This window comes from Helicobacter sp. T3_23-1056, assembly GCF_053654535.1.
On record NZ_JBSIUU010000009.1, the window covers coordinates 1 to 24,234 of the forward strand.

Genomic DNA, 24,234 nt, shown 5'->3' on the forward strand with positions numbered 1-24,234 from the left:
ATTCTAGCTCTCCTTGTGGTATCAAAGGCACAAATCCACCACTTTTACATACACTCATAAACAAAAACAATGCAAATATATATTTTTTCATTTTTGACATTTATTTAAAGTCTCCAAAAATAAAAATTTTTTACTTGCACTCTTTGCAATATTTTTTTATGATTCGTTCCACTTCGGCGTTGTATTCGTGGGAATCATAGATTTTTAAGCATTGTGCGACATTTTCAGCACTTAATTTATTGCTTTGTCTTTTGTAAATATTGTCTATGTAGGTTTTTAGCTCTTTTAGCGGGGAGTCAATATCAAACAAAAATCCAGCACATAGCCTTTGGAGTCGCCATATATCTTGCCTTGTATCTGTTTCTACTGACCAGCCAAAAGTAGGGGCTAGATTTTGGGCTTCTTTGTCAGCTAGGGCAATAGTTTGATGTAGATTGACATTTAGGCAATGTGCGATGCCATAGATTTTGAAATGATTGCCCATCTTTTTTGTTGTGAGGCACTCATCTACATTGATAATCGTGCTTGGAACAAATGTCTTGCATATTTTTGAAGCATTTGGATAATCTGCTTCACTAAATCTTATAACCGTGCAACCGTATGCTTTTAGTATGCTACACGATAAAATAAAAGTGATGATGTATTTTTGCATTCTTTGCCTCCCAAATTTATTACAACTTCCAAAACATAATTTTTACAGCGTCAATATTATTAAAAAAAGCCCTAAAATTTAATTCCGCTATTTCATCGCCTACGCCAACTTCTTTATAGTCTCCAAGACATTGTTTATCTCCATACCATAATGTTGTATGCCCTGTTAGACCATCTGCTTGTATTCTTGCGCTAGATGATTTCATTACTATTATGCCATTATTTTCATTTTCTTTTAGCCATTTTATGCACTCATCAAGCCTACTTTTAGTCAAATCAAAATACTTATCTTTGTCTTTTTCGCCCCAAAGTTTATCCAAAAATTTACCCATATCCCAAGCACCCATAACATATTTCATTTTGTCTTTGCCAATTCTTGTATCACCATCAATAGCACTTTTTGTTTGTGGATTTTGTAGCGATTTTTCAATCGACATTCCACCATAATTAAGCGCATAGCTTAACCTTATAGCACAAGTATTATAAGACTCATTTGTGTGAAAAATCTTTTGAAACACTGCTTGATTATTATTTCCTCCATAAACCCCATTTATCTCATCATACGCCTTTTTCACACTTTCCCATTGCGGTCTGCTTATATTTGTTGCTAATATTTTCTTTTTTTCAGACATAGATTTCAATCTCCCCTGTCGGTATATTTTTGCCATTAAAGACATTTTTTAGCAATGCTTGATTGTTGTGTATTATAACATTTATGATAAACGATTCGCCTTGCGTTCTAACCTCTATTTCCATTTGCTCATCATCGTTGTAACCACTCGTAATGATATGCAAGTTCATATCGTTACTATGCCTTGAGTCATAATCCTCTAATCTTATCATTTCTTCCCCATAGCTAAAATACATTTCGATGATTTCTTTTTGGGATTGTGAATTGCTAAAATCTGTATTTGATTTTGGGTTAGATTCTGCATTAGATTCGTTTGATTTTTCGCTAGATTTGCTTGTAGATTCTGCGTTTTCATTACCATTTTGCGTGTTATCAAAATCTGCTATATCCTCATCTAGCTCGAAAATATCTTTTGCTTTTGGCTCACCTTGCAGGATTAGTGGTGAGCCTTTGTCTGTGATGACTTGAGAGATGGCTTGGGCTAGGACTATTTTTTGATTGTCAATTTCTAGCAATGTGGAGCAAATCGAATTTGGGATATTTACTAATTTCGTGCAAGGGCTAGGCACACCTGCGATATTATTTGTGCAACCCACGATGGAGGCATTTGCTAAATCTTGCAAACTTATCATTCCTGCGTCATTGCCATTAGAATCTTGCACACACATTGTGTCTTTTGTGGTTGATTGAAGCACTACTTTGCCTTTATGAGCGCATTCAATAGAATCAGATTCTAGCAGGGGATTTAGTGGTGGCATTATAGATTCCTTACTTACACTCTTTGCAGTATTTTTTCACGATTCGCTTAACTTCCAAATTATATTTTTCTAGCTTATATATAATCATACAAACTTCAAAACGATGAGTTCCCGTAGTATTTGGCAAATATCTATGATTTTTATCAAAATATTCTTGTAAATCTAGTCTGCCTTGTGCTACATCTTTGCGTAATTGAAATAATTTATTTTCCTCTATGGGTTTAAATAAATTTTCTTTGTCATATTGAAGACAATATTGCAACCCCCATTGCGCTAGGATAGATGATTGTGTAAGGTTTGTTACCGCAAGAGCTTCACCAAAAGGAGGCGAGGCATATACCACTATATGCGGTATGATTAAAAACTGCAATGCAACCTTTCTCATAGCCCCCACCCCTTAATCAATCAAATCCCAAAAGTATATGTCCTGCATTTACACTAGAAACAAAACATAACAATATCATATAAAGTAATTTTTTCATTATTTCAACTCCCAACAATAAATTTTCCACCACAGATTCACTCGCACTCTTTGCAGTATTTTTTCATAACTTGCTCGACTTTATCTTGGTATTCTTTGGAGTCATAGACCATTCCTATACAAAAATACAAGTCTTTAAATCCCACATCTACATTTTTATCAATATAATCTTTCAATTCTGTCAACGCTTCCTCACCTCCAACATTCCGCAAAATAGCTTCTTGCTCTCTTAAGAGATTAGCTACCATAGTATTTCCGGGTATTTTTTTTGAATAGCCCAAACAATAATCAAGCCCCCAAAATCTATAAAACTTTTTGCCCTCTTTTTTGTAGATTTCAAGTTGCTCGCCGGGCTTATACCTACGCAAAGCATAGCCATCGTTAGACATTACAATGCTTATCGTGCAAACAATCAACGCACACAACGCCACTAACTTTTTAGTCATTTCAATTCCTTATTTGCGGAATTTGGTGGCACAGATTTTGGAGACGCTAGATTGTTTGAAGCCATTTAACCGCGCATTTTTACTTAGAATCCACTTCCGCTTTTGCGTCCTCATATCGCTCTTTTAGCTCCTCTAAGCCCATTTCAAAGAGATTTGAGATTTTGGCAAATCCTTTGAAAATCGCGCTTTGGGCGTCTTTGTTTGTAAGGATAAAAGTCGCCACCGCGCCGATAAACGCACCTTTGAGGAAATCTTGCTGTGAATTGCCCGAATTAAAAAACGAGCTAAGCGCGCTTGTAGCGGGATTTTGCGTGTTTTGATTTTGGGCGTTATTAAAGCCTTGATTGCCAAAACCTTGAGAATTTTGCGCGTTGTTTGCGCTATTAAAGCCCGCGTTATTTGTGCTTTGATTATTGAAGCCTTGCGCGTTTTGATTTTGCGCGTTGTTAGAGCCTTGAAAATTTTGTGCATTATTGCTTTGATTATTTGCAAAGCCCTGCCCAGCGTTGTTTGCGTTATTTATATAAGGATTGCTTTGCAAAGAATCCAAGTTGTTTGCGGTATTTGCGTTGTTTGTGTTGTTTTGATTTGTTGCCATTTTTTCCCCCTATTTTTTGAGTAATTTTTTGTCATTTGCGACATTATCGATGATATACACGCCTGCCACGCCCGCGCATAGATACGCGCTTGATTCTAGTAGGGCTTGAAACGCGCCTTTGTTGCCGCCTAGTGCGTTTGCCACGCCTATCGCACACGCGGTAATCACCGCGCCTTGCGCACCCGCTGCGATAGTGTTTTTGAGTGCTTTTTCTTGAGAGATTTTGCCCTCTTTGTAGTCTTTGTAGTTCATATACGAAGCGAGTAAGATTCCCGCTACACCGCCACTGACTGCGTGTCCTGTGATTGACCGTTGCGTTCCTGTGTTGAGTAACATTTTTGCTCCTTTTTTAAAATTTAAAGATTGCGTGATGATAGCCTATGCCACCAAGACTTGCGATTTTGAAACTTTGCGACTTTTGCCAATTCTAAAATTTTGCGAAAATTTTGCTGAAATTTCCGCCAAAATGTTTGCCGAAATTTTCGCAATGTCGATTTGCAATTCTACTTTTATAAAGTAAGATTTACAACTAAAATCTACAATTTTGCTCCATAGATTGTAGTTTGTAGCATTTTGGCTTGCAAATCTTTATTTAGATTCTAGCGATAAAGTCGCTGTTTTTGATTCCGCGCTTTTTTGAGCTTTTGCACTGCTTGGTGCTTTTGACTTCGCGCTTTTTGTGCTTTGCGTGGTAGAGACCGCGCTTTTTAGGCTGTTGGTTAGGTTTTTTGCCCCTGTTTTGATAGAGGTGGAAACCTTGCCAAACGCCTCCTCGCCCTTTTTAAGCCCTGCTTTTAAGCCTTTGCTTTTTGCTTTGACTTGCTTTTTTAGCTCATCTCTATTGTTATACGCATATACTGCGCCGCCGCCGATGATTAGTCCTGCTATAAATGGTAGTGCCATTTTTGACTCCTTTTTGATAAATTTGTCGCATTATAATACATATTTTCTCAAAATGCAAGTCTTTTTAGGAAAATATTTTCATATCAAAAAGGCAATCGTTGTAAAAACGCCACCAGCTCATCTTTTTGCAATTCGCCTTTTTCTAATTTGCCAACCATGGCTTTTGTCTCGGCATAAAAATGCTGAATTTGGCTAATAGAGGTTTGTATCTCGCCAAAAAGCGGATTTTGGCGTAGCACTTCTTGCAACGCCATTTGGGATAGATTTGCACCATTTGAAAGCGCAGGATTTGTGGAATCTGCAGAATTTTGGGAATTTGCAGGATTTGCGTGATTTTGAGGGCTTGCAAAGTTTGTAGAATTTGCAGAATCTGCGGGGTTTGCGTTTGGATTTATTGGATTTGAGGGCGTTATATTTTCTTTGGGCAATTCACCTTGTAGTTGCGCGATGTGGTGATTATAGCTTAATGCTTGGAGCTGGTAGAGCATATCTAGCACTTTGGGATTTTGGCATAGATTTTGTGTTTGTTTGATTAAAAAATCGCTTGTTTGCAAATGGTGGGATTCAACGCCCATCGCCAAAATATTGAGCGATTTGCAATCTAGTGCCCCCATTTCGCGTTGCAACTCGCCCAAAATATCCTCTGGCAACGCACTTGGCAGTAAAATCTCATCTTTTTTATCCAAATCACTCGCATTACAATCGCTAGATTCCCCTAAATCTAGCGCGTTTAAAATCTCCTTTGTCTTTGTCAAAATCTCGCGCTCTTTTTGGGCGATTTGGCGAAATATCTCGCGCAAATGCTCATCTAAAATATCATTTGAATCTAGCAGGGATTCATACAATTTGAGCGATTTTTCTCTCTCATTTATTGCTAAAAATAAGATTCTCTCTTCGCTTTTTTGTGTCGCTAAAATCTTTCCCATTTACCACGCTCACTTATGAATCCAAACTTTTTGCCATTTCATTTAGCTTCGCGCAAATCGCCTCTAGATTCTCTTTTTTTACCCAATTTTCCCACAAGCTAGGCTCAAAAATGGCTTTATCATATTCTATCGTTGCGCTTCCCACAATGGCATTGACTTTGATATTTTTCACAGCGGGCAGACTTTGCAAAAGTGTGATGATAAAGCTCTCACTCCCCTCCCCTGCGCTACTTTGAGGCAAAATCTCACGCAAGCTCGTCTCACTCGCCCATTTTTGTATCGCGGGGATTTTGGTTACATTCACGCGGATACGAATGCGCCCCGGGATATGATGGATAATGCTAAAAAACTCCGCCACTTGGGCTATATCGCTCATTGGGATTTGCATTTGCCCTCCTTTTATTTCGTGGATTTTTGTGGGTTTTGGCTAAGATTGTGCGACAATGTATCTGCAAAATCGCTCTTAAATATTTTTTTACAAAACCCCTAAATTTTAGTGTGCCCCTAAAATTTTTCGCGTGATTGTAGCATAAGTTGTGTTACAATTTTGGCTTAGGTAAATTTATTTTGCGCTTTTTAAGTGCTACATAAAGATTCTTAAATTACAATATATTCTTTTATGTTGGCTATACTGCTTAGGCGATTAGATAACGCCTAAACTACCTTGACTTCCAAATCCCACAACACATTAGGAGAAAGCGATGAAATACATTAAGTTTTTCAAAGAACTTAACAACAAAGATGTCCCCCTTGTAGGTGGCAAAAATGCTAGCATTGGCGAAATGTTTCAAGAGCTAGTCCCTGCTGGTATAAAAGTGCCAAATGGGTTTGCTATCACTAGCGAGGCGTATTGGTATTTGCTAGATTCTGGCGGAATCCGCCAAAAGATTATTGATTTGCTAGATGGCGTAGATGTAACCGAAATCGATGTGCTAAAAACCCGCTCAAAGCAAATCCGCGAGCTAATCTTTGGGACACCTTTCCCCGATGATTTGCGCGAAGAAATCTTTAAAGCATACAAAATCCTAAGCGCAGAATATGGCAAAAAAGAAGCCGATGTGGCGGTGCGTAGCTCTGCGACAGCGGAGGATTTGCCCGATGCGAGCTTCGCTGGACAGCAAGATACATATCTAAGCGTCAAAGGACAAACCGAGCTTATCCACTACATAAAATCCTGCTTTGCTTCGCTTTTTACCGATAGAGCGGTAAGCTACCGAGCGTCTAGGAAGTTTGACCATTTCAAAGTCGCTTTGTCTGTGGGCGTGCAAAAAATGGTGCGCGCTGACAAAGGAAGTGCGGGCGTGATGTTTAGTATCGATACAGAGACGGGCTTTAGAGATGCGGTGTTTATCACTTCGGCGTGGGGGCTTGGCGAAAATGTCGTAGGCGGGCTTGTAAATCCTGATGAATTTTATGTATTTAAACCAACACTAAAAGAGGGCAAACGCCCCATCATCAAGCGACATTTAGGCACAAAAGACAAAAAAATGGTGTATGCACCAAAAGGTAGCGAGCACACCACGGTAAATGTCAAAACCACCAAAAAAGAGTTTAATAGCTTTTCTATAAGCGATGCAGATGTGCTGACATTGGCGCGATATGCGATAAAAATCGAAGAGCATTACACCAAAGAAGCAGGCGAATATCGCCCTATGGATATGGAGTGGTCAAAAGATGGCGAAACAGGCGAAATCTTTATCGTCCAAGCCCGCCCAGAAACCGTGCAAAGCCAAAAGCACAAAAAAGGCGATGGGCAAAAACTAGAAAAATTCCAATTTACAAACCCAAATGCTGAAAGAGAGATTTTGCTAAGTGGTCGTGCCATAGGTGGCAAAATCGGTGCGGGCAAAGTGCGCATCATCAACAATTTAGAACATATGAATACATTTAAAGAAGGCGAGATTTTGGTAACGGATAACACTGACCCTGATTGGGAACCTGTGATGAAAAAGGCTTCTGCTGTCATCACAAATCGTGGTGGGCGCACTTGCCACGCTGCTATTGTAGCGAGAGAAATCGGCGTGCCTGCGATAGTTGGTGCATTGGGCGCGACTGATAGATTATATACAGGAATGGAAGTAACTGTCTCTTGTGCGGAGGGCGAAGAGGGCTACATATACGCAGGAATCCACGACTACAAAGTAGAATCCATAATGCTAAATGATTTAGGACGCCCAAAAACCAAAATCTATATGAACATAGGCAACCCTGAAAAAGCCTTTGGTTTTGCCCAGCTACCAAATGATGGCGTGGGATTAGCGCGAATGGAGCATATTATCCTAAATCAAATCAAAGCCCACCCGCTAGCCCTGCTTGATTTGCAAAATGGCAAAAAAGACATAAAAGAGCGCGGCGAAATCGAAAAACTAATGGCAGGCTATGATAGCCCAAAAGACTTTTTTATCGAAAAAATCGCAGAGGGAATGGGAATGATTTGCTCGGCTTTTTATCCAAAACCTGTGATTGTGCGATTAAGCGATTTTAAGACAAATGAATATCGAGGAATGATAGCAGGGCTAGCCTATGAGCCATTGGAAGAAAATCCTATGCTAGGTTATCGCGGGGCTAGCAGATACTACTCTGAGCTGTATAAAGTCGCGTTTGAATGGGAATGTGAGGCTCTCTATAAGGTGCGTGAGGAAATGGGGCTAACAAATATGAAAGTGATGATTCCGTTTTTGCGCACGCCCGAAGAGGGCAAAAAAGTGCTAGAAATAATGCGCCGCAAAGGGCTAGAATCGGGCAAAAACGGGCTAGAAGTGTATGTGATGTGCGAATTGCCTGTGAATGTGATTTTGGCTGATGAGTTTTTGGGAATGTTTGATGGATTTTCAATCGGCTCAAATGACTTGACACAGCTAACTTTAGGCGTAGATAGAGATGGGCAGCTAGTAAGCCACATATTTGATGAGCGAAATCCTGCAATGTCGATAATGTTTAAAAAAGCGATAGAGGCGTGCAAAAAGCATAATAAATATTGTGGTATCTGCGGGCAAGCCCCAAGCGACTACATAGAAGTGGCAGAATTTTTGGTGCGTGAGGGGATAACCTCTATTTCGCTAAATCCAGATTCTGTGGTGGGGACTTGGAGCAGAATCGTAGAGCTAGAAAAAACACTGAAAAAATAAGCAAAAGCGAAGCTTTTAGCTAATAAACCATAAGAAAAGGACACAAAATGCAAAAACAAGATATGTTGCTTTTAAGTAAAGCGTTGGCGTGCGTGCTAGTAGGTTCAGTAGTGCTAAGTAGCTGTGCTAATGTAAGCTATGTAAATACCGCAGAATCAAAATCTTACACTTCGCTAGGGATTGATTATCACGATTTGGAGCAAGCTGCTAGCAAAAATATCGCTAGCTTGCTAGAGAGTGGCTATGTGCGCAATCTAGCAGGGCTAGACAAACCCAAAATCCTAGCGATTTCTGATGTGATAAATGACACTATGCAGCATTTTTCTACCGAGGAGCTTACGCGCAAAATCACGCGCGATATGCGAAATAGTGGCAAATTTATCCTCACTATGGCGTTTGCAGGGAGTGGCGGTAGCAAAGATAAGATGTTAGATTCTGTGCGGGATTCTCGCAAAAATGACGAAGTAAATCAATACGCCCTCCCCGAAAAAGGCGAGATTTTGCCACCTGAACTATCTTTGTCAGGCAAGATTGTCCAGCGCAACACAAAAGTAAAATCCAAACAAAGGGTGGATTATTTTTTCTTGCTAACTTTGACGGATTTAAAAAGCGGGCTTGTCGTGTGGGATAATGAAGTAAATATCATAAAGCTAGGCTCAAATAAATCAAGTGCTTGGTAATGGTGGCAAATAGGCTTTTGCAAGATTATTTTTGCCAAACTAGATTTTGGCAAATGCGTTTTTGCTAAATGGATTTTTGGCAGGCGCGTTTTTTGCAAAGCGGAATTTTGAAAAGCGGACTTTTGATGATAAAGTAAGCAGATTTGCTAGATTTTGTTTGCTAGGTTTTGCGTTTTTAAAAATGTCGCAAAATCTAGCAAAATCTAGCAAATACGCCACATAAAGCAAAATCAAAATCTAGCAAATACACCAAAATCTAATAAACAAAAAACACTTAAAATTCCAAAAATTCCTCATAATCTTCAGGCAATTCTGGGAGCTTTTTTTGCACTTGTGGCGAAGCAAAATCCCCGCTAATGTTAATCTCTAAGCCCTCCATTATATTTGCATTTTGTATATTTGCATTTTGCAATCTTTGTGCGTTAGGATTTTGCGGATTTGATAGATTTTGACCAAAATCTATCCCCAAATCATCTATGATATTTGGCATAGATTCCGTATTTGTTTGCGCGTTTTCCTGCGTATTTGTTTGTGGGTTTGATTTTGCGTTTTTTGGTTTTAGGGCTAGGGCTATTTGTAGATTTTGGGATATTAGATTTATCACACAGCGCGTAGATTCTAGCCTCTCACTTGGCGTGTCTATGCTTAAACTACATTGCGTTACCCCCGCATTTAGCGTGGATTGTAGGCTTAGGCTAGATAGATTTTGATTTGTGGGCGTGGTATTATTTTGGTTTGGATTATTTTGAGATTCTTTGTTAGGATTTTGGCTATTTATGTTAGTCAAATCTAGCTCATTGCCCCCCAAAATATTGCCAAAATCTAGCATCTGTGGCGCGTGATTTGCACCCTGTGCCAACCCCTCAATCCCATAAAAACTCAAATCCGCACTAGAAATATTAGTAGAAATATCGCTAGATGCGATACTCATCGCACCTTTGTGAAATACAAAATTATAATTTGCATTTATCTGCGCCCTACCCAAAATCGCATTTGCAACCTCACTAGGCGCACCAAATAAGCCTAGCAATTTTTCTAGCGCGATATTTTCGCCATTTATTTTTAGATTTTCCCCCGCTATCTCAAACGCGCTAACCCCGCCAAGCGTGCTACTTCTACCCTGCAATGTGGATTGTTGCAAATCATAGCTACCCTGCAAATGCAAGTCGCCACGAAGTTTTAACCCTAGCATTGCACCTAAATTGATAAGATTTATTATTTCTAAATCATATTCGCCCCTTGTCCCATCGCTATTTAGATTTTCTAGCTTTAAAGAAGCGATGGGGATTTCGTATTTGTCCGTGATTTTTGCATTTGTATCAAGCGTTTTTAGGTTGGTGCTAGATTTTATGAGAATGGATAGATTTGGGGTTAGCTCTTTTTTTGTGCTGGGCGATTTTTTGTGGTTTTTTATGGTGCTAGATTTTTGGCTAAACGCAGAAGCGATGGAGGATTTTAGATTTATAGATAGTAGCGTTAAAAGACTTTTTCCATTTTCATTTGCGTTTGTGTCAAATTTTGCCTGCAAACTTAGCAAATTTGCATTTGCATTGCGCTCATTTTTTATGCTTTGCGTGGCGTTTTTTTGGGCTTTTTGGATAATTAGATTTTTTGCATTTAGATAGCCTGCTATGTGATTTTTTTCTCTTTTTTTATGTAGCACCCCCTTTGCTTGCAAATCAAAAATCCCATAAAACACATAGGGCAAATCCAAAATCCTACTTGCTATGATTGCTGGAAATGCCTTTAACTCCAAGCCATATTGCGTGATTTCTAAATATTTTGCACGCGCTAGGATTTTGATTTCTGGGGGTTGATTGTGTGGATTTTGCATCATATCTAGTGCGTAGTCTAGCGCAGAATCTAGCAACAAAGATTCTTGCGCATTTGGCAAATCTAGCAAGTTAAAATCTAGACTAGAATCGATATTTTCCCCCAACGCAAAATTAGATTTTGGATTAGATTCTAAATTATTAGTAAGATTTTGTGGATTATCCACAAAATCATCATCAAAAATAGCAATCTCATCAAGCGAAAAATCATTTATCACATTTTCGTTCGTAGCTTCGTTCATAGTTTCATTCGTAGCTTTATTTGTGGATTCATTCATAGTTTCATTCGCCATATTTTTGCTAGTGGCAAAATCATTTAGTGCAAAATCGCTATGTTTAGCATTTGTAGATTCTAGGCTTGCTTTTTTAGCAAGGGCGTGGGGCTTGCTAAAAAAAAGCGGATACACATTTGGGCTAGATTTTAGACTAGATTTTGGGCTAAAAATCGCGCTAGATTTTGCCTCGCGTGCCAAATCCAAGCTAGGCTTAATGCTAGATTCTTTATTGCTAGGCTCTTTTATACTTGCGATAATGTAATCATCATATTTGCCTACCAAACGCAGTCTAAAAAGCGTGGATAAAGCATTTTTGGCAGAATCTTGCGCTAGATTTTGTGGTGTTTGCAGGGGATTTTGTGGATTTTTTGTTTGCGGATTTTGTGGATTTTGCAAGGTTTTAGGATTTTGCGGATTTTGGGTGGTTTTTGCATTGATATTTGGCAAAAATTGCGCAAATGGATTTTGTGCGTTTAGATGTTGTCTTAGCGCGTTTGCTAGCTCATCTGTGGGAGCAAAATCAACTAGCAAATCAAAACCTTTGAGAGAGTAGCTACCCTGAACCTGTGCTTGCAGTGTATCAGCTAGCACAAGGCTACTTTTGATTTTTCCAAAAGAAATGTGCAAGGATTTTATTTGCGTGCGAATGGGGAGTTTTGCGTTTATCCCTGCTTGAAGTATGGGGGCTAAAATCTTGTTGCCAAAAGAAGTAAAAAGCAAGATATTTGCCCCCACTATGAGCGTGGCAAGAAAAATCCCAATACTTAAAAAAACCTTACGCAATGTTTGCCTTTTTTAGATTTTAGCAGTGCTAATACGCGCTTTTTAGCCCTCTTTTTTGCCACGCAGAAATGATAAGTGCGAGCGTGAAAGCCACAAACGCATACACATACCATTCAATCACAATAGGGTCTCCAGAGGCATAAGAATGCTTGCCCGATAGAAAATAATTTACCCCAAAATAAGTCATCAAAATGCTATAAAACGCCAGCACAGACGCGCTTGCAAACACAAAAGGCATATTTGCAAACCCCATAAAGCGCAAATGAAGCACGATGCCATAAACCACAATACTAACCAACGCCCAAGTCTCTTTTGGGTCCCAGCCCCAATACCTCCCCCACGACTCATTAGCCCACACCGCGCCCAAAAAATTGCCAATCGTCAAAAACAAAATGCCTAAAATCATACTCATTTCGTTAATCGCGCCCACAGAAAAAATCGCCTTATCAATGTTGTTTTTATCATTTGTGCGGAGCAAAAACAAAATAAGGCTAAAAACGCCAAGCACAAAGCATAATCCCAAAAATCCATATCCAGCCGTAATCACGCTTACATGGATATTTAGCCAATACGATTTTAGCACGGGGACTAGGTTTGTGATTTGTGGGTTCATAAACCCCGCGTGTGCGACAAAAAGGCTTATGCCAGATAAAAAGCTAGCCGCACACAATGCCAAAATATATCGCTTAAAAAACACCGCGCCAGCTACCCCGCTAGCCCACGCGATATATAGCATCGACTCATAGGCATCACTCCACGGCGCGTGCCCTGCGACATACCAGCGCAAAGCTAGCCCAAAGCTATGTGCTAGCACGCACACTCCCAAAATGCCAAAGATTCCATAATAAATCCATTTTGGCAATGCCTTGTCCCGCACGATAAACACAAGCACCACGATAAACCCTAGCAAACCTAAAATCATATAAGGAAAAATGAGTTTTTCAAAAATATTGTAATGATTTAAGATTATTTCCCATTCTACTTGCGATTGGCTTAGATAGTCGCTCCCGCCGTTGCTCTCTTGATAGGATTCTATCGCTTTTAGGGCGATATTTGCGTTTTTCCACGAGTTTGTTACCACCCCTTCTAGCACGCCAAAGGCAAACATATTGATGATAGAATATTGCATTTCAAAGAGCTTTTTTTGCTCATCATTTAGCATATTTTGCATATATAGCACCATAAGTTCGCTAGGCGAAAACCACCGCTTGCTTTCTCTATCGGGGAATACACGCAGGCTAAGAAGATTTTGGGTATTGGTAAAAATCTCAAACCGCTCACTAACAGCGATTATATCTTTGTCAAACTTGCTATGCTCTGATTGCGGGATTCTAGTAGTCTCGGCTAGGTAGTTGTGTAGCTTTGATTCTCCCAAATCGCTATCATAAATATCTAGCCAGCTTACATATTTTGCATCTTTTGGAGTGCCCAAAATCTCGCGCAATCGTGGCGTATCTGTGGCGATGATTTTGACTTTTTTCCAATCATTTGGAAACGCTATCATTCCTAGCAGGACTTCGACATTGCTAAGCCCATTAAAGCCGTCTTTTTTGTGGATTTTATGGACAAATTCCATAGCCACCGTATCAAATGGCTTAATGCGTCCCATAAAATCTTGCGTTTGGATTTTGCCAAAACGACTTTGAAATTCCCCCGCATTTGCTTTTAGCAAATCTATTCGCTCATTGATATGTTTTTCATTTATCAAATACGGGCTAATCTGTGCGTCATTTAGGGCTTTTTCTAGCTCGGGGGTTATGTTTAGAGAATTTGCGTTTGGTAGATTTTGCATTTCCAAATCGCTTAGATTTTCGTGTGGATTTTGATTGTTTTGGGTGGGATTTTTTGGCGTGGGATTTTGCGCGCCTTGTTTTGTTTGTGGCGCAGGATTTTGTGGAGTGGCGTTTTGTGGCGCAAGTTTTTTTTGTGGATTATTTTTGGGAGCAGATGAGTGAGTTTCTATATTTTGGGGTTGATTTTGCGTGGGATTTGATTGGGTGTTAAGTTGATTTGATTGTGCGTTAAGTTGGGTTAGATTTAGCAATGCAAATGCGATAAACACGCTACTAATGCTACTTAAAACCTTGCTAGAAGTTGTATTTTTGCTAGTAGATTTTGGGCTAGATTCTGCGCTGTTTGCATTATTTGTGGATTCTAAAAATCTAGCTAGCATTTGAAATCGTCCATTTTTATCAAAAAGCAATAAAATCCCCGCCAAAATCAACACCGCATAGCCGATATAAGTTGGGATTTTGCCGGGGTCGTTATTGACTGAAAGGACGCTTGTGTAGGCATTTACCTCATCGTCAAAATAATAATTGCTTTGATAAAATCGATACCCCCCAAAATCAAGCGTGTGGTTCATATAGATTCTAAAAGGAAACAAAATCTTATCATTTTCATCTAGCACTTCGATTTGTGAGGCATACGATGAGGGATTTTCCGTGCCTGCGTAAGTTTTTTTCTCAAACTCCAACAAACGGATTTTAAAAGGCAATGCCACTTTTTTTGCCCCCCAATGAAATCCAAACTTCATTCCCCCCACTTCTACGCGCAAGATTCTATGCTCATTTGAGCCACCTGCCCCGCCCAAAAGCGATATTTCCTGCGTGTCGCCATTATATCTTACTTCCAATGTCAAAAGCATTTCTCTATTTTTGGGATTTTCATCATTTGGGGGCGTTAGGGCGATGTCTTTTGAAGCGATATGCAAAGGCTTGCCAAAAATCTCTACAACTTCATTGATTTTGGGTTTGGCAAAAAATGTCCCATACACGCTAATATCCGCGCTTACAAATTGTGGCTGTGCTTTTTGCCAATTCTCATCAATCGCAGAAATATTTATATAATTTTCACTTGAATAGAAAAAATCCGCGCTTTGATTTTCGCTAACCACAAAAATCCCCTCTCTACCAAAATATCGCGTAACACCCGCACCAATGATAATAATGATAAAGGAAAAATGAAAAAGTGCTGAAATGTATTTTTTGCGAGGAAGTGAGCGATAATGGATAAAACTAGCAATCAACGCAATAATAAGATAAATATGAAGCAGGACAAACCACCACGAATTATATACGATTGCCCGTGCGGCTATCGTGCCATAGTCATTTTCGATAAAAGTCGCCACCGCGCAAGATAGCGCGTAAAAAAACGCCACAGGCAAAATCGTCCAAAACGAATAAAAAAACCTAAAATACGATGGGTTTGGGGCTTGATTTGTCGCTTGATTTTGGGGCAGATTTTGGGTTTGATTGTTTAAAATCTTATTTTTTGGATTTTTAGCAGAATTTTGTGCCTCTTTTTGCAAAGCCTCATTTTTTGGATTTTGCACTTGATTTTGCGCAATATTTTTAAAAGCATTTTTTAGGGATTTTACTTTGTCTAAGAATCTCATTTTTTTCCTTTGTCGCTGTGATTTGTGGCTATTTTTAGTTGTTAAAATTTGCTAGATTTTGCCCTGCAAATATTAGTAGATTTTTTACGCTCATTATTGAGTGTCTTCATTATCTCTCTCAAATGCGTTTTGCAACTCTTTTTGCACTAGCATTGATAGCTTTTTTTCATCGCCTTTTGCCTCACTCCATTTTCCACTTGTGATAAATCCTAACAATGCCCTAAACTGCGCTGGTGGCAAGTAGCTAGGATATTGCAAGATACTCTGCCCTTCCTTGCTAGCTAGCACGATAGTAGGCGTGGGGGAAATGCCATAGATTTGGGCTAGCTTTTTGGTGGGGAGTTTGACTTCTTTTATGCCGTGTTGCGTGGTGTTTGAGGCGGTTTTAGATTCTGTTTTAGAATCCATTTTGGATTCCGTATTGCTGATTATAAAATTATGGATTTTGGCATAGCTTAGGTTGATATAATACGCGCTAAATTCCTCCCCTATAATCCTTTGCAGCTCGCTATCTTGCTTAATATCATTTTTTAGCCTCTCGCAATATTTGCAACCATTTGCCCCAAAAATAAGAAGCATATACTTGCCATTTGGGCTAATCTCCTTAGTATCCCTAAAAATATGCTCTAACCCTAAATATGAGTTTTTATCTAGTTCGCTAGATTCTAGGTTTTGGCTATGCTCGTCCTTGCAACCGTTTAGCAAAAACATATTTAGCACCAAAAACGCACCAAAAAACGGCACAAAAATCATATTTGCAAAATGATTTTTTGCGTATTTTTGGCGTTTGATGATTTGGCGTTTTGCAAAAGATTTATTTGCAAGGGGGATATTTGGCATTATTTTTTTGCGCGATATGTCAAAAACTTTTTTCATTTTATTTTCCTTTGTTTGTGGGTTTGATTTTGTGGGATTTTGTGGCTATTTTGACTTGTTTTCCTTGTTTGTCTTGTTTGTTGATTTTGCTTTTGTGGGATTTAGATTTTGCATTAGATTTTTTGTTGTTAGATTCTTTGTATGTTTTTGAAGCATTTTTTTTGCTTGGATTTTTGATTTGCAAAAATTTTGATTTTTTTCGTGCAGTGGCGGGGGATATTTGCTGTGTTGCGTGCTTTTTTAGTGCGTCATTTGCCAAATCTATGATGATTTTTGCAAAGCCCTCTTTGTCATTTGGGCATTCACACACGATATAATCACTGATTTTTAGAGAATCCGCTAACTCTTTGTATTGGATTTTTAGCTCATAATCTGTTTCAGAATTATCAATGCTAAAAGCTAGCGGATAAATGATGATTTTGCTATCTTTGTTTGCGGTGATGGTGCTACTTGTGCTAGGCTCTATCCAGCGCATAGGTCCTACTTTGCTTTGGTAGCATAATAGTATGTTTGCAAATCTTACCCCCCTAGATTCTAGGATTTGGCTTATGAGGCGCTTGCCATTTTCGCAATGCTCCACATAGCAATCGCCCTTATCAATTAGGCTTTGAGGCAATCCGTGCGCGGACAATAATAGCACAAATTCGCTTGGATTTTGTGCGTTGTTTTTTTGCAAAGTAGCGACTATCTCATCTACGATAAACTCATAAAACGGCACATAATCGCTAAAATGCTCCACCACGCTAACGCGGGGAGCGTATTCTAGGGCTTTTAGCCCCCGCTTTGCATCTAAAAAAGACGAATACGCAGTCGCCGTAGAAAACTGCGGATACAGGCTAAAAAGCACCAAATCCTCCACGCCACGCGCCTGCAAATCACTAAGCACTTCTTGGCAAAAAGGTGGCGTATATCGCATAGCATAGGTGTAAATCTTGCTAGAATCTAGCGCGTTTAGCGCATTGGTAAGGGCGAAAGTGTGCTTTATTAGCGGGGAGCAGCCGCCGATTTTGCGGTAGTTTTCTTTGACGGATTCTAGCCTTTTGGATACGATTATGCTACCCACCATTTTGCGAACTAGGCTATTTCGTATCGGTAACAAAAGCGGGTCGCCAAAAATGTTTTTTAAAAACGGCTCTACACCCGCAATATCCGTGGGTCCTCCCATATTTAGAAGCACGACTGCGGTTTTGGGAGTAGATTTGCCACTTTTGCCACTTGTGCTATGTTGTGGGTAGATTTTTCCACTTGTGCTTTTTTGGCTAGAATCTTTTGATTCTTTGCTATATTTTTTTGTGGATTTTTGGGGGTTTTTGTCTTGTGTGGATATATTTTTCATTTGTGAAAACCTTGCATTTGTCAAAACCTTGCGTTTATAAAAACTCTGCCTAAAACAAAACCAAAATCTTAGCAAAATCTAAGCAAAATATTACAAACAAAACAGCGCAAAATGTTTTTCATAAATTTTTATAACCTGCGATTTTTGCTTTTTGTGATTTTGGGTTTGCCAAATATGTTGCAAGTTTTTGCAATGATTTTTGCAAGAATTTTTGAAAGATTTTTCAAGTTTTTTTCAATGATTTTTGAATGATTTTTGAAGTATAGATTTGCTAAAATACGATTTTTTTTAGCACTCAAACGATACAAATCTATACAAAAACTACACAACGCCAAAAACGCAACAACCGCTAAAAAGGAGCAAATATGCCAAATGAAGTCGATATGGTGGCAAAAGCATTTAATGATATGGTGTTTTTCCACGCCTTTTTTATGGGGTTTTTCCCTATCCCATTTCTTATCAATCTCTACACGCTTTTTACTTACAAAACCTACCAAAAAGTCATCACCAAAATCTGGTTTGTAATGCCTATCATTTTTTTGCTTGTAAGCATTGGCAGCTTTACAGGGGTATTTATTTTGGCAAGCGTGCAATGGGCTATGAGTGCGCGTGTGTGGGCAATGTGTGGATTTATGGCATTTGTATTTGCAGGCGAGATAATACGACTAAAAAGACTAAAAATCGCAAAAACTAGCGAAGCAAAAATGCTAAGCTACATAACATTTTGCAAGATTTTATACGCGCTAGATTTGCTAGGGGCGGTGGTTTTTACATTTAGGATTTTTGCGTGAGGCAAATTTTATGCTACTTTATGCTACATTTATGCTACAAAAACTGCTTGCAGATTTTAGATTTTGCTTGCAATGTCGCTAATCTTTTCATAACCTTATAAGCAAAATTAGCAAAATCTTTATTTTTTCACTTTTGCTTCACAACGATAAATTTTCATTTACTTATATTGTCAAATCGCCTAAATAGCGCATTTCTAGCGAAGTCTAAATCCTAAAATCCACTAAAATCAAAATAAACACATTCCACACTTTATCCCCTCAAAACTACCAAAAAAACGAATCTTTCTCATTATAAACATCATTTTGAGAGTTTATAAGAATTAAGCGCAGTTTTATTTTAAATGATTATAATGCCCTGCGTTTGTTTTATTTTTAAGACAAACTATCAAAATCTAAAAGGAGCATTTATGAATCTCTCACATATCGCATTTAATGCGCTAGATTCTAAAACAGAATCTATTTTTGGTAAAAATCCTAGTAAGTTTATGGCAACTTGTGCTTTGGGGCTTAGCCTAGCTAGCTCGCTTTCTTTCGCGGATAACGAGAGAGAGAGAGAGAGAGAGAGTAACTCACGCAATATTATCATTGCGAACATTTTAGATTCTAAAGAATCTAAAATGCGTGGGAATCTATCTCTTTGCGACAATGAGTCTTGCGACAAGCACAACAAAATATCCAAAAATGAAGTATCTACAAATAGCACAAAAACACAAAATAAGATACTTCGCCTTGCCCAGTATGACAATGTGGATTCTAAATCCTTAGATTCTGCAAATACAGATTCCACAAATACAGATTCTACAAATCCCATCGAGTCAAAATCCACCGATTCTACCCAAAGATACAACAAACTAAAACAAGACAAAAAATACGACAACCTAGAAGCAAAGCAACTAGAAAAAGTTGTCGTTACCGCAGGTGGTTTTGAGCAAGACTACACCCTAGCCCCTGCAAGTATCAGCACGGTAAGCCCAAAAGAAGTGATGAGCCGTCCTGTGCGAGATTTGGGCGAAGCGATACAATATGTGCCCGGTGTCAGCATAGATAGCGGTATTTCTAAGTCAAGCGGGTATAATATCTCTATTCGTGGCTCAACTGATGTGCTTACCCTAATCGATGGCAATCGTGTAAATTCAGGTGGTAACTCACTTTTCCCAAATGGCTATGGAAGCGCGGTAAATTACTTTATCCCGCCAATGAGTGCCATTGAGCGTATCGAAGTAATCCGTGGTCCCGCTTCTACGCTCTATGGTAGCGATGCTATGGGCGGTGTGGTAAATATCATCACAAAGAAAAACTTTGATAAATGGGGCGCAAGTCTCCAGCTTAACACCACCTTGCAAGAAGAAAAGCGGTTTGGACATCAGCAGGGCTTTAGCTTCTATACCGCAGGACCGCTAAATAGTGCGAAAAATTGGGGGCTAACTCTGCGTGGGAGTCAATATGCGCGCTTTGGCGTCCCGCTAAAAAATCTTATGCTTCCTCATCAAAGCAACAATACAGCGCAAGCTAGCACGCTTGTAGGCATAGCACCCGGACAAATGTATAATATCGGCGGACGCTTGCAGTGGAATTCACTTGCTTTAACGGGCAACTCCCCACGCGATAGCGTCTATGTGGATTTGGACTATGGTGCACAGCTTTTTGATAATAGCGATGGTTTGTTGCTATCAAATTGGAGTCAAAATTGGCGTCCGGGAAATGATACAAATAACCTAAGGCGATTAAATGGCTATGACCCAGATTACAACATTTTCCGCACAAATGCGATTTTATCGCACAGCGGTAGCTATGTGTATCGCCCAGATTCTATATTCACTTCGCTAAAAGTAGATAACTCATTGTCATACAATAGAATGTCAAATGACGGACGCACCGTGCCTTTTAGCACATCTACACCAAATGGAAATTTAGGCACAGCACAAAATCCACTTCAACAGACATTTAATGGCGTAACCGCAGGCGATGACAGAGACTTAATCGCACAAGATATTATTTTTGACCACAAAGACAGAATGCTTTTTAGCTTTGGCTCGTGGGGTGGGCTAAATCTAAGTGTAGGTGGCAGGTATTGGTATAATACCTTTAATGATAAATTATTAGCCGTAGTCGCGCAAGGTGCTAGCTCACTAAAAGACCAGCATATCGGTGCGATTTTCGCAGAAGGCGAGCTAATGCTTTTTGATAGAGTGTTTTTGACACTTGGTGGGCGGGGGAATTTTAACTCATTATTTGGGGCAAATTTTTCTCCGCGTGCGTATATTTCATATAAATTTCAAAATGGAGTGGCTATAAAGGGTGGCGTATCCACAGGATATAAAACCCCTGCTCTAAACAATCTCGTAAATGGTGTAGTAAGTTTTTCAGCAAGTGGGCAACAGCCAACTTATGGAAATCCAAAACTTACGCCAGAAACTAGCGTGAGTTACGAAGTGTCTATGTTGTCCGAAAATGATTATCTTAATGCAAGTATGACATTATTCTACACAGATTTCAAAGACAGAATCACAAGCGTGGGTGGATTTGCAATAGGAAGTGTGGTGGGGACTACGGGGCAGATTTGTAGCGCACAAGGCAACTATAGCTGCTCATACTACACCAATCTAGGCGAAGCAAAATCCTATGGCGCAGAAATCTATCTAGGATTAAAGCCAATAAGCGTAGGCTATGGTGAGATAAGCGCAAACGCGGCATATACATACAATCACACTTATATCTCTCGCACCGCACAAGGCGCGACAGGTAGCACAGACCAAAGACTTACCAATATCCCACTTCATAGTGTGAATGCAGGCATAAACTACGATAGCAAGTATTTTGGCGCATATATACGACAAGAGGTAAAAACACATCTCTATCGCGGGAATCCAAACACGCCAAACACCGCAGCAGCCACACTTGGCGAATATTACAAGCCGATTTTGCTAACGCATTTAGGATTTTATGGCAACCCCACAGAGCATTTGCGCATAACCTTTGCTATATATAATTTACTTAATAGAAACTTTGTGGATTATCAGCAATATCAATCAAACGCAAACGGCACAATGTCGTGGGCAAACAACTACAACTATATCCGCGAGGGCAGACGCTACTATCTTAGTTTGACTTATGATTTTTAGGCGATAATTTGCATTTGCAATGAATGTAAAAGATTCTCCCCTTTTTTAGATTCCCCACTCTTTTAGATTCTCACTCTTTTGCGGAGGGGATAAAAAGGGTGGGTAAATCAGTCATTGCGAAAATCTACGACCTAGACAAAAATTGTGGATTCGTGGTAATCCACGCTGTCATTGCGAGCAATTAGATTCTGCTTTTTTAGCAGAATCTAATGCGTGGCAATCTACTTTGCCTATTTTACATTGCAGATTGCCACGCTCACTGCGTTCGCTCGCAATGACTACAATGCTTGCTGTCATACTACGATTTTGTAGAAAACAAAGCTTCTCTTTTATTGTCATATTGAGTGCGTGAGCGCGAAATATCTCTGTTTTTATTGACATTTTGAGATACTTCGCTTTGCTCAGTATGACAAGTGTTTGCAGTATGACAAAAGTCGGTAGTATAGAAAGTGTTGCTATCATTGCGAGAATTTTCAATGCTGTCATTGCCACGCGTGGCGTAGCCACGCTCACAATGACGGCAATGCAAAATCTAGCAATGACATTGAAAATTTTTGCAACATTTGAAAATCTCGCAACATTCAAAAATTTTTCGCAATGACTACAAAAATGGCTACAAAATGACTGCAAAAAACAACACAATTTCTTAAAAACTTTGAATACTTCACAAAATCTAAAACAAAAAACGCTAATAAACGCGACAATAAACACACGAATAAAATCTAAATCAAACATTAAGCATTTTTTTATACAATTCTAGGGTTTATTTTTAGGATTTTTGTGCGTTGATTTTGGCATTTAGATTTTTTGTTTTATTGCGCATTTACGCATTGCAAGTAAGCATATAAGGACATTTCGTGCGAAGTTTTTCAGAGATTTTATTAGCGTTGCAAGAGTTTTGGGCTAAGCAGGGTTGTTTGATAGTCCAGCCCTATGACATTCCTGCGGGGGCTGGGACATTTCACCCTGCGACTTTGCTTAGGAGTTTGGATTCTAAGCCGTGGAGTGTCGCGTATGTCGCGCCATCGCGCCGTCCCACCGATGGACGCTACGGGGAGAATCCAAACCGCTTAGGGAGCTACTATCAGTTTCAAGTGCTTATAAAGCCAAATCCTAGCAATATCCAAGAGCTGTATTTAGAGTCGCTAAAGCAACTTGGTATCGATACGACTAAGCACGATGTGCGCTTTGTGGAGGATAATTGGGAATCTCCTACGCTTGGCGCGTGGGGGCTAGGCTGGGAAGTGTGGCTAGATGGTATGGAAGTTACGCAATTTACTTATTTCCAGCAAGTTGGTGGGCTACCCTGCGAGCCTGTGGCGGTGGAAATCACTTATGGCGTGGAGCGACTTGCGATGTATATTCAAGGTGTGGAGAGCGTGTTTGATATTTTTTGGGGGCTAGATTCTCTCAAACAGCGCGTGTATTACAAAGATGTGCATAAAGAGGGTGAGTTTGAGTTTAGCAAATATCATTTTGAAGTGGCTGATAGTGCGATGCTTTTTAGCGCGTTTGATAGCGCGCAGGGCGAGGCGAAGCGGTGCTTAGAGGCTGGTTTGCCATTGCCCGCGTATGATTACACTATGCTTTCAAGCCATTATTTTAATGTGCTTGATGCGCGCAAGGCTATTTCGGTCGCACAGCGACAAAACTATATCCTAAAAATCCGCGAGCTTGCCAAAGCGTGCGCTGTGCTGTATAAAGAGCAAGAGGGAATGCGAGAAGCACGGCTAGCAAGTGCAAAATAGCCCAAAATCTAAATAAGATTTTGCAAGATTTGCACACGATAAAATCCACAAAAAGAGAAAAAATGAAACTTGAAGAGATTTATAGGATTTTAGATAGCATTAGCCCCTTTGCCCTGCAAGAATCGTGGGATAATAGCGGAATCAATCTAGGACATTCTAGCCAAGAAATAAGCGAGATTTTTATAAGCCTTGAAGCGGATTTAGACATCGCTACAAATCTACCGCCAAATAGCCTGCTTATCACACATCACCCGCTTATTTTTTCTCCGCTAAAATCTTTTGATACTTCACACTATCCAGCCAAAATCCTGCGCCTACTTATCCAAAAAAACTGCGCCCTAATCGCCACGCACACAAATTTTGACAAAACACATTTAAATGAATATTTCGCAAAAGAGATTTTAGGATTTAGCGATGCTAGCGTGTGTAGTGATAATCTCACGCGATTTTGCCCCACTGCGCCTACGCCCATCGCCACTCTAGCAAATCTCATAAAATCTAAACTAGATTTATCACATATCGCTTATAGCACACCAAAAGAGGATTTTATGGTGTCGCAAGTGTATTTTGTCTGTGGCAGTGCGGCTAGCTTTTGGAGCAAAATCGCAAAAGGCGAGATAAAACCAGATTTTGCCACAAATGCAAAATCCACGCCACAAAATCCAAAAAATAACGCCTGTCTAATCACTAGCGATATAAAATACCACGATGCGATGAGTGCTAAATGTGCCAATATTGCTTTGATAGACGCCACGCATTATGCTAGCGAGCGACATTTCGCAAAAATATTGCATAATCATTTGCAAAATAAACGCCTTAATTGTATAATGCTAGATAATTTTTCCCCATTTTCTTATGTATGAAAGGAACAC

At 39.5% G+C, this 24,234-nt stretch carries 22 protein-coding genes and 1 pseudogene; 6 read left to right on the forward strand and 17 right to left on the reverse strand.

Annotated elements, in window-relative coordinates; genetic code table 11:
* Positions 1-130 precede the first annotated feature (130 nt).
* The 10 genes from ACWIUO_RS06005 to ACWIUO_RS06050 form a co-directional block, all read right to left on the reverse strand.
* A complete protein-coding gene (locus ACWIUO_RS06005) occupies positions 131-652 on the reverse strand; it encodes a hypothetical protein (RefSeq protein WP_454177008.1) in 522 nt (173 codons plus the stop codon).
* A gap of 19 nt (positions 653-671) precedes the next feature.
* Complete coding sequence (locus ACWIUO_RS06010; protein ID WP_454177009.1) at positions 672-1,283, reverse strand: T6SS effector amidase Tae4 family protein; 612 nt, start codon at positions 1,281-1,283, stop codon at positions 672-674.
* Positions 1,276-2,040 carry a hypothetical protein gene (locus tag ACWIUO_RS06015; protein WP_454177010.1) on the reverse strand — a complete coding sequence of 255 codons (765 nt, stop codon included), beginning with the start codon at positions 2,038-2,040 and terminating at the stop codon, positions 1,276-1,278. Before ACWIUO_RS06015 ends, ACWIUO_RS06010 begins: the two co-directional genes overlap by 8 nt.
* A 10-nt stretch (positions 2,041-2,050) precedes the next feature.
* Positions 2,051-2,425: a hypothetical protein gene (locus ACWIUO_RS06020; RefSeq protein WP_454177011.1), complete on the reverse strand. Its 375-nt coding sequence runs from the start codon at positions 2,423-2,425 to the stop codon at positions 2,051-2,053.
* Between the two features lie 134 nt (positions 2,426-2,559).
* A complete protein-coding gene (locus ACWIUO_RS06025) occupies positions 2,560-2,967 on the reverse strand; it encodes a hypothetical protein (RefSeq protein WP_454177012.1) in 408 nt (135 codons plus the stop codon).
* A 79-nt stretch (positions 2,968-3,046) separates the two neighbouring features.
* Positions 3,047-3,565, reverse strand: coding sequence for a hypothetical protein (locus tag ACWIUO_RS06030; protein ID WP_454177013.1), 519 nt, complete (start codon positions 3,563-3,565; stop codon positions 3,047-3,049).
* A 9-nt stretch (positions 3,566-3,574) separates the two neighbouring features.
* Entirely contained in the window at positions 3,575-3,901 is a 327-nt protein-coding gene (locus ACWIUO_RS06035; protein ID WP_454177014.1) for a hypothetical protein, read from the reverse strand.
* A 252-nt stretch (positions 3,902-4,153) separates the two neighbouring features.
* The gene (locus ACWIUO_RS06040) at positions 4,154-4,468 is read right to left on the reverse strand and encodes a hypothetical protein (protein WP_454177015.1); all 315 of its coding nucleotides are present in this window, start codon (positions 4,466-4,468) and stop codon (positions 4,154-4,156) included.
* Positions 4,469-4,551: 83 nt separating this feature from the next.
* Positions 4,552-5,394 (reverse strand): hypothetical protein, encoded by an 843-nt coding sequence (locus ACWIUO_RS06045; protein ID WP_454177016.1) that lies wholly within the window; start codon positions 5,392-5,394, stop codon positions 4,552-4,554.
* Positions 5,395-5,407: 13 nt separating this feature from the next.
* The gene (locus tag ACWIUO_RS06050) at positions 5,408-5,782 is read right to left on the reverse strand and encodes a hypothetical protein (protein WP_454177017.1); all 375 of its coding nucleotides are present in this window, start codon (positions 5,780-5,782) and stop codon (positions 5,408-5,410) included.
* A 313-nt stretch (positions 5,783-6,095) separates the two neighbouring features.
* Between ACWIUO_RS06050 and ppsA the strand changes: the two genes are divergently transcribed.
* Together ppsA and lpoB are read left to right on the forward strand one after the other, a co-directional pair.
* Complete coding sequence (gene ppsA / locus ACWIUO_RS06055) at positions 6,096-8,522, forward strand: pyruvate, water dikinase (RefSeq protein ID WP_454177018.1); 2,427 nt, start codon at positions 6,096-6,098, stop codon at positions 8,520-8,522.
* Positions 8,523-8,569: 47 nt separating this feature from the next.
* Positions 8,570-9,202 (forward strand): penicillin-binding protein activator LpoB, encoded by a 633-nt coding sequence (gene lpoB, locus ACWIUO_RS06060; protein WP_454177019.1) that lies wholly within the window; start codon positions 8,570-8,572, stop codon positions 9,200-9,202.
* Positions 9,203-9,241: 39 nt separating this feature from the next.
* Here lpoB and ACWIUO_RS06065 read toward each other — a convergent pair whose 3' ends face one another.
* From ACWIUO_RS06065 to hemH, 5 genes and pseudogenes are all read right to left on the reverse strand, one after another.
* Entirely contained in the window at positions 9,242-9,436 is a 195-nt protein-coding gene (locus ACWIUO_RS06065) for a hypothetical protein (RefSeq protein WP_454177020.1), read from the reverse strand.
* A 40-nt stretch (positions 9,437-9,476) separates the two neighbouring features.
* The gene (locus tag ACWIUO_RS06070) at positions 9,477-12,092 is read right to left on the reverse strand and encodes a hypothetical protein (protein WP_454177021.1); all 2,616 of its coding nucleotides are present in this window, start codon (positions 12,090-12,092) and stop codon (positions 9,477-9,479) included.
* A 28-nt stretch (positions 12,093-12,120) separates the two neighbouring features.
* Positions 12,121-15,489, reverse strand: a complete 3,369-nt coding sequence (gene ccsA / locus ACWIUO_RS06075) for a cytochrome c biogenesis protein CcsA (protein WP_454177022.1) — start codon at positions 15,487-15,489, stop codon at positions 12,121-12,123.
* A gap of 93 nt (positions 15,490-15,582) precedes the next feature.
* Positions 15,583-16,365, reverse strand: coding sequence for a thioredoxin fold domain-containing protein (locus tag ACWIUO_RS06080; protein WP_454177023.1), 783 nt, complete (start codon positions 16,363-16,365; stop codon positions 15,583-15,585).
* 247 nt (positions 16,366-16,612) lie between these two features.
* Positions 16,613-17,602: pseudogene (hemH, locus tag ACWIUO_RS06085) on the reverse strand (ferrochelatase); the annotation flags it as partial.
* A 464-nt stretch (positions 17,603-18,066) separates the two neighbouring features.
* Between hemH and ACWIUO_RS06090 the strand changes: the two are divergent.
* Positions 18,067-18,492: a hypothetical protein gene (locus ACWIUO_RS06090; RefSeq protein WP_454177024.1), complete on the forward strand. Its 426-nt coding sequence runs from the start codon at positions 18,067-18,069 to the stop codon at positions 18,490-18,492.
* A gap of 407 nt (positions 18,493-18,899) precedes the next feature.
* Entirely contained in the window at positions 18,900-21,614 is a 2,715-nt protein-coding gene (locus ACWIUO_RS06095; RefSeq protein WP_454177025.1) for a TonB-dependent receptor domain-containing protein, read from the forward strand.
* A gap of 168 nt (positions 21,615-21,782) precedes the next feature.
* Here ACWIUO_RS06095 and ACWIUO_RS06100 read toward each other — a convergent pair whose 3' ends face one another.
* Both ACWIUO_RS06100 and ACWIUO_RS06105 read right to left on the reverse strand, forming a co-directional pair.
* The gene (locus ACWIUO_RS06100) at positions 21,783-21,911 is read right to left on the reverse strand and encodes a hypothetical protein (RefSeq protein ID WP_454177026.1); all 129 of its coding nucleotides are present in this window, start codon (positions 21,909-21,911) and stop codon (positions 21,783-21,785) included.
* A 1-nt stretch (position 21,912) separates the two neighbouring features.
* Positions 21,913-22,143, reverse strand: coding sequence for a hypothetical protein (locus ACWIUO_RS06105; RefSeq protein WP_454177027.1), 231 nt, complete (start codon positions 22,141-22,143; stop codon positions 21,913-21,915).
* 328 nt (positions 22,144-22,471) lie between these two features.
* On the opposite strand from ACWIUO_RS06105, the gene glyQ reads away from it, so the two are divergent.
* Both glyQ and ACWIUO_RS06115 read left to right on the forward strand, forming a co-directional pair.
* Complete coding sequence (glyQ, locus tag ACWIUO_RS06110; RefSeq protein ID WP_454177028.1) at positions 22,472-23,362, forward strand: glycine--tRNA ligase subunit alpha; 891 nt, start codon at positions 22,472-22,474, stop codon at positions 23,360-23,362.
* Between the two features lie 62 nt (positions 23,363-23,424).
* Positions 23,425-24,225, forward strand: a complete 801-nt coding sequence (locus ACWIUO_RS06115) for a Nif3-like dinuclear metal center hexameric protein (RefSeq protein ID WP_454177029.1) — start codon at positions 23,425-23,427, stop codon at positions 24,223-24,225.
* Positions 24,226-24,234 lie beyond the last annotated feature (9 nt).

Coding starts and splice junctions, on each gene's coding strand:
- ACWIUO_RS06005 (WP_454177008.1), bottom strand. CDS start 652: ATGCAAAAATACATCATCACTTTTATTTTATCGTGTAGCATACTAAAA.
- ACWIUO_RS06010 (WP_454177009.1), bottom strand. CDS start 1,283: ATGTCTGAAAAAAAGAAAATATTAGCAACAAATATAAGCAGACCGCAA.
- ACWIUO_RS06015 (WP_454177010.1), bottom strand. CDS start 2,040: ATGCCACCACTAAATCCCCTGCTAGAATCTGATTCTATTGAATGCGCT.
- ACWIUO_RS06020 (WP_454177011.1), bottom strand. CDS start 2,425: ATGAGAAAGGTTGCATTGCAGTTTTTAATCATACCGCATATAGTGGTA.
- ACWIUO_RS06025 (WP_454177012.1), bottom strand. CDS start 2,967: ATGACTAAAAAGTTAGTGGCGTTGTGTGCGTTGATTGTTTGCACGATA.
- ACWIUO_RS06030 (WP_454177013.1), bottom strand. CDS start 3,565: ATGGCAACAAATCAAAACAACACAAACAACGCAAATACCGCAAACAAC.
- ACWIUO_RS06035 (WP_454177014.1), bottom strand. CDS start 3,901: ATGTTACTCAACACAGGAACGCAACGGTCAATCACAGGACACGCAGTC.
- ACWIUO_RS06040 (WP_454177015.1), bottom strand. CDS start 4,468: ATGGCACTACCATTTATAGCAGGACTAATCATCGGCGGCGGCGCAGTA.
- ACWIUO_RS06045 (WP_454177016.1), bottom strand. CDS start 5,394: ATGGGAAAGATTTTAGCGACACAAAAAAGCGAAGAGAGAATCTTATTT.
- ACWIUO_RS06050 (WP_454177017.1), bottom strand. CDS start 5,782: ATGCAAATCCCAATGAGCGATATAGCCCAAGTGGCGGAGTTTTTTAGC.
- ppsA (WP_454177018.1), top strand. CDS start 6,096: ATGAAATACATTAAGTTTTTCAAAGAACTTAACAACAAAGATGTCCCC.
- lpoB (WP_454177019.1), top strand. CDS start 8,570: ATGCAAAAACAAGATATGTTGCTTTTAAGTAAAGCGTTGGCGTGCGTG.
- ccsA (WP_454177022.1), bottom strand. CDS start 15,489: ATGAGATTCTTAGACAAAGTAAAATCCCTAAAAAATGCTTTTAAAAAT.
- ACWIUO_RS06080 (WP_454177023.1), bottom strand. CDS start 16,365: ATGAAAAAAGTTTTTGACATATCGCGCAAAAAAATAATGCCAAATATC.
- ACWIUO_RS06090 (WP_454177024.1), top strand. CDS start 18,067: ATGCCAAATGAAGTCGATATGGTGGCAAAAGCATTTAATGATATGGTG.
- ACWIUO_RS06095 (WP_454177025.1), top strand. CDS start 18,900: ATGAATCTCTCACATATCGCATTTAATGCGCTAGATTCTAAAACAGAA.
- ACWIUO_RS06100 (WP_454177026.1), bottom strand. CDS start 21,911: ATGACAGCAAGCATTGTAGTCATTGCGAGCGAACGCAGTGAGCGTGGC.
- ACWIUO_RS06115 (WP_454177029.1), top strand. CDS start 23,425: ATGAAACTTGAAGAGATTTATAGGATTTTAGATAGCATTAGCCCCTTT.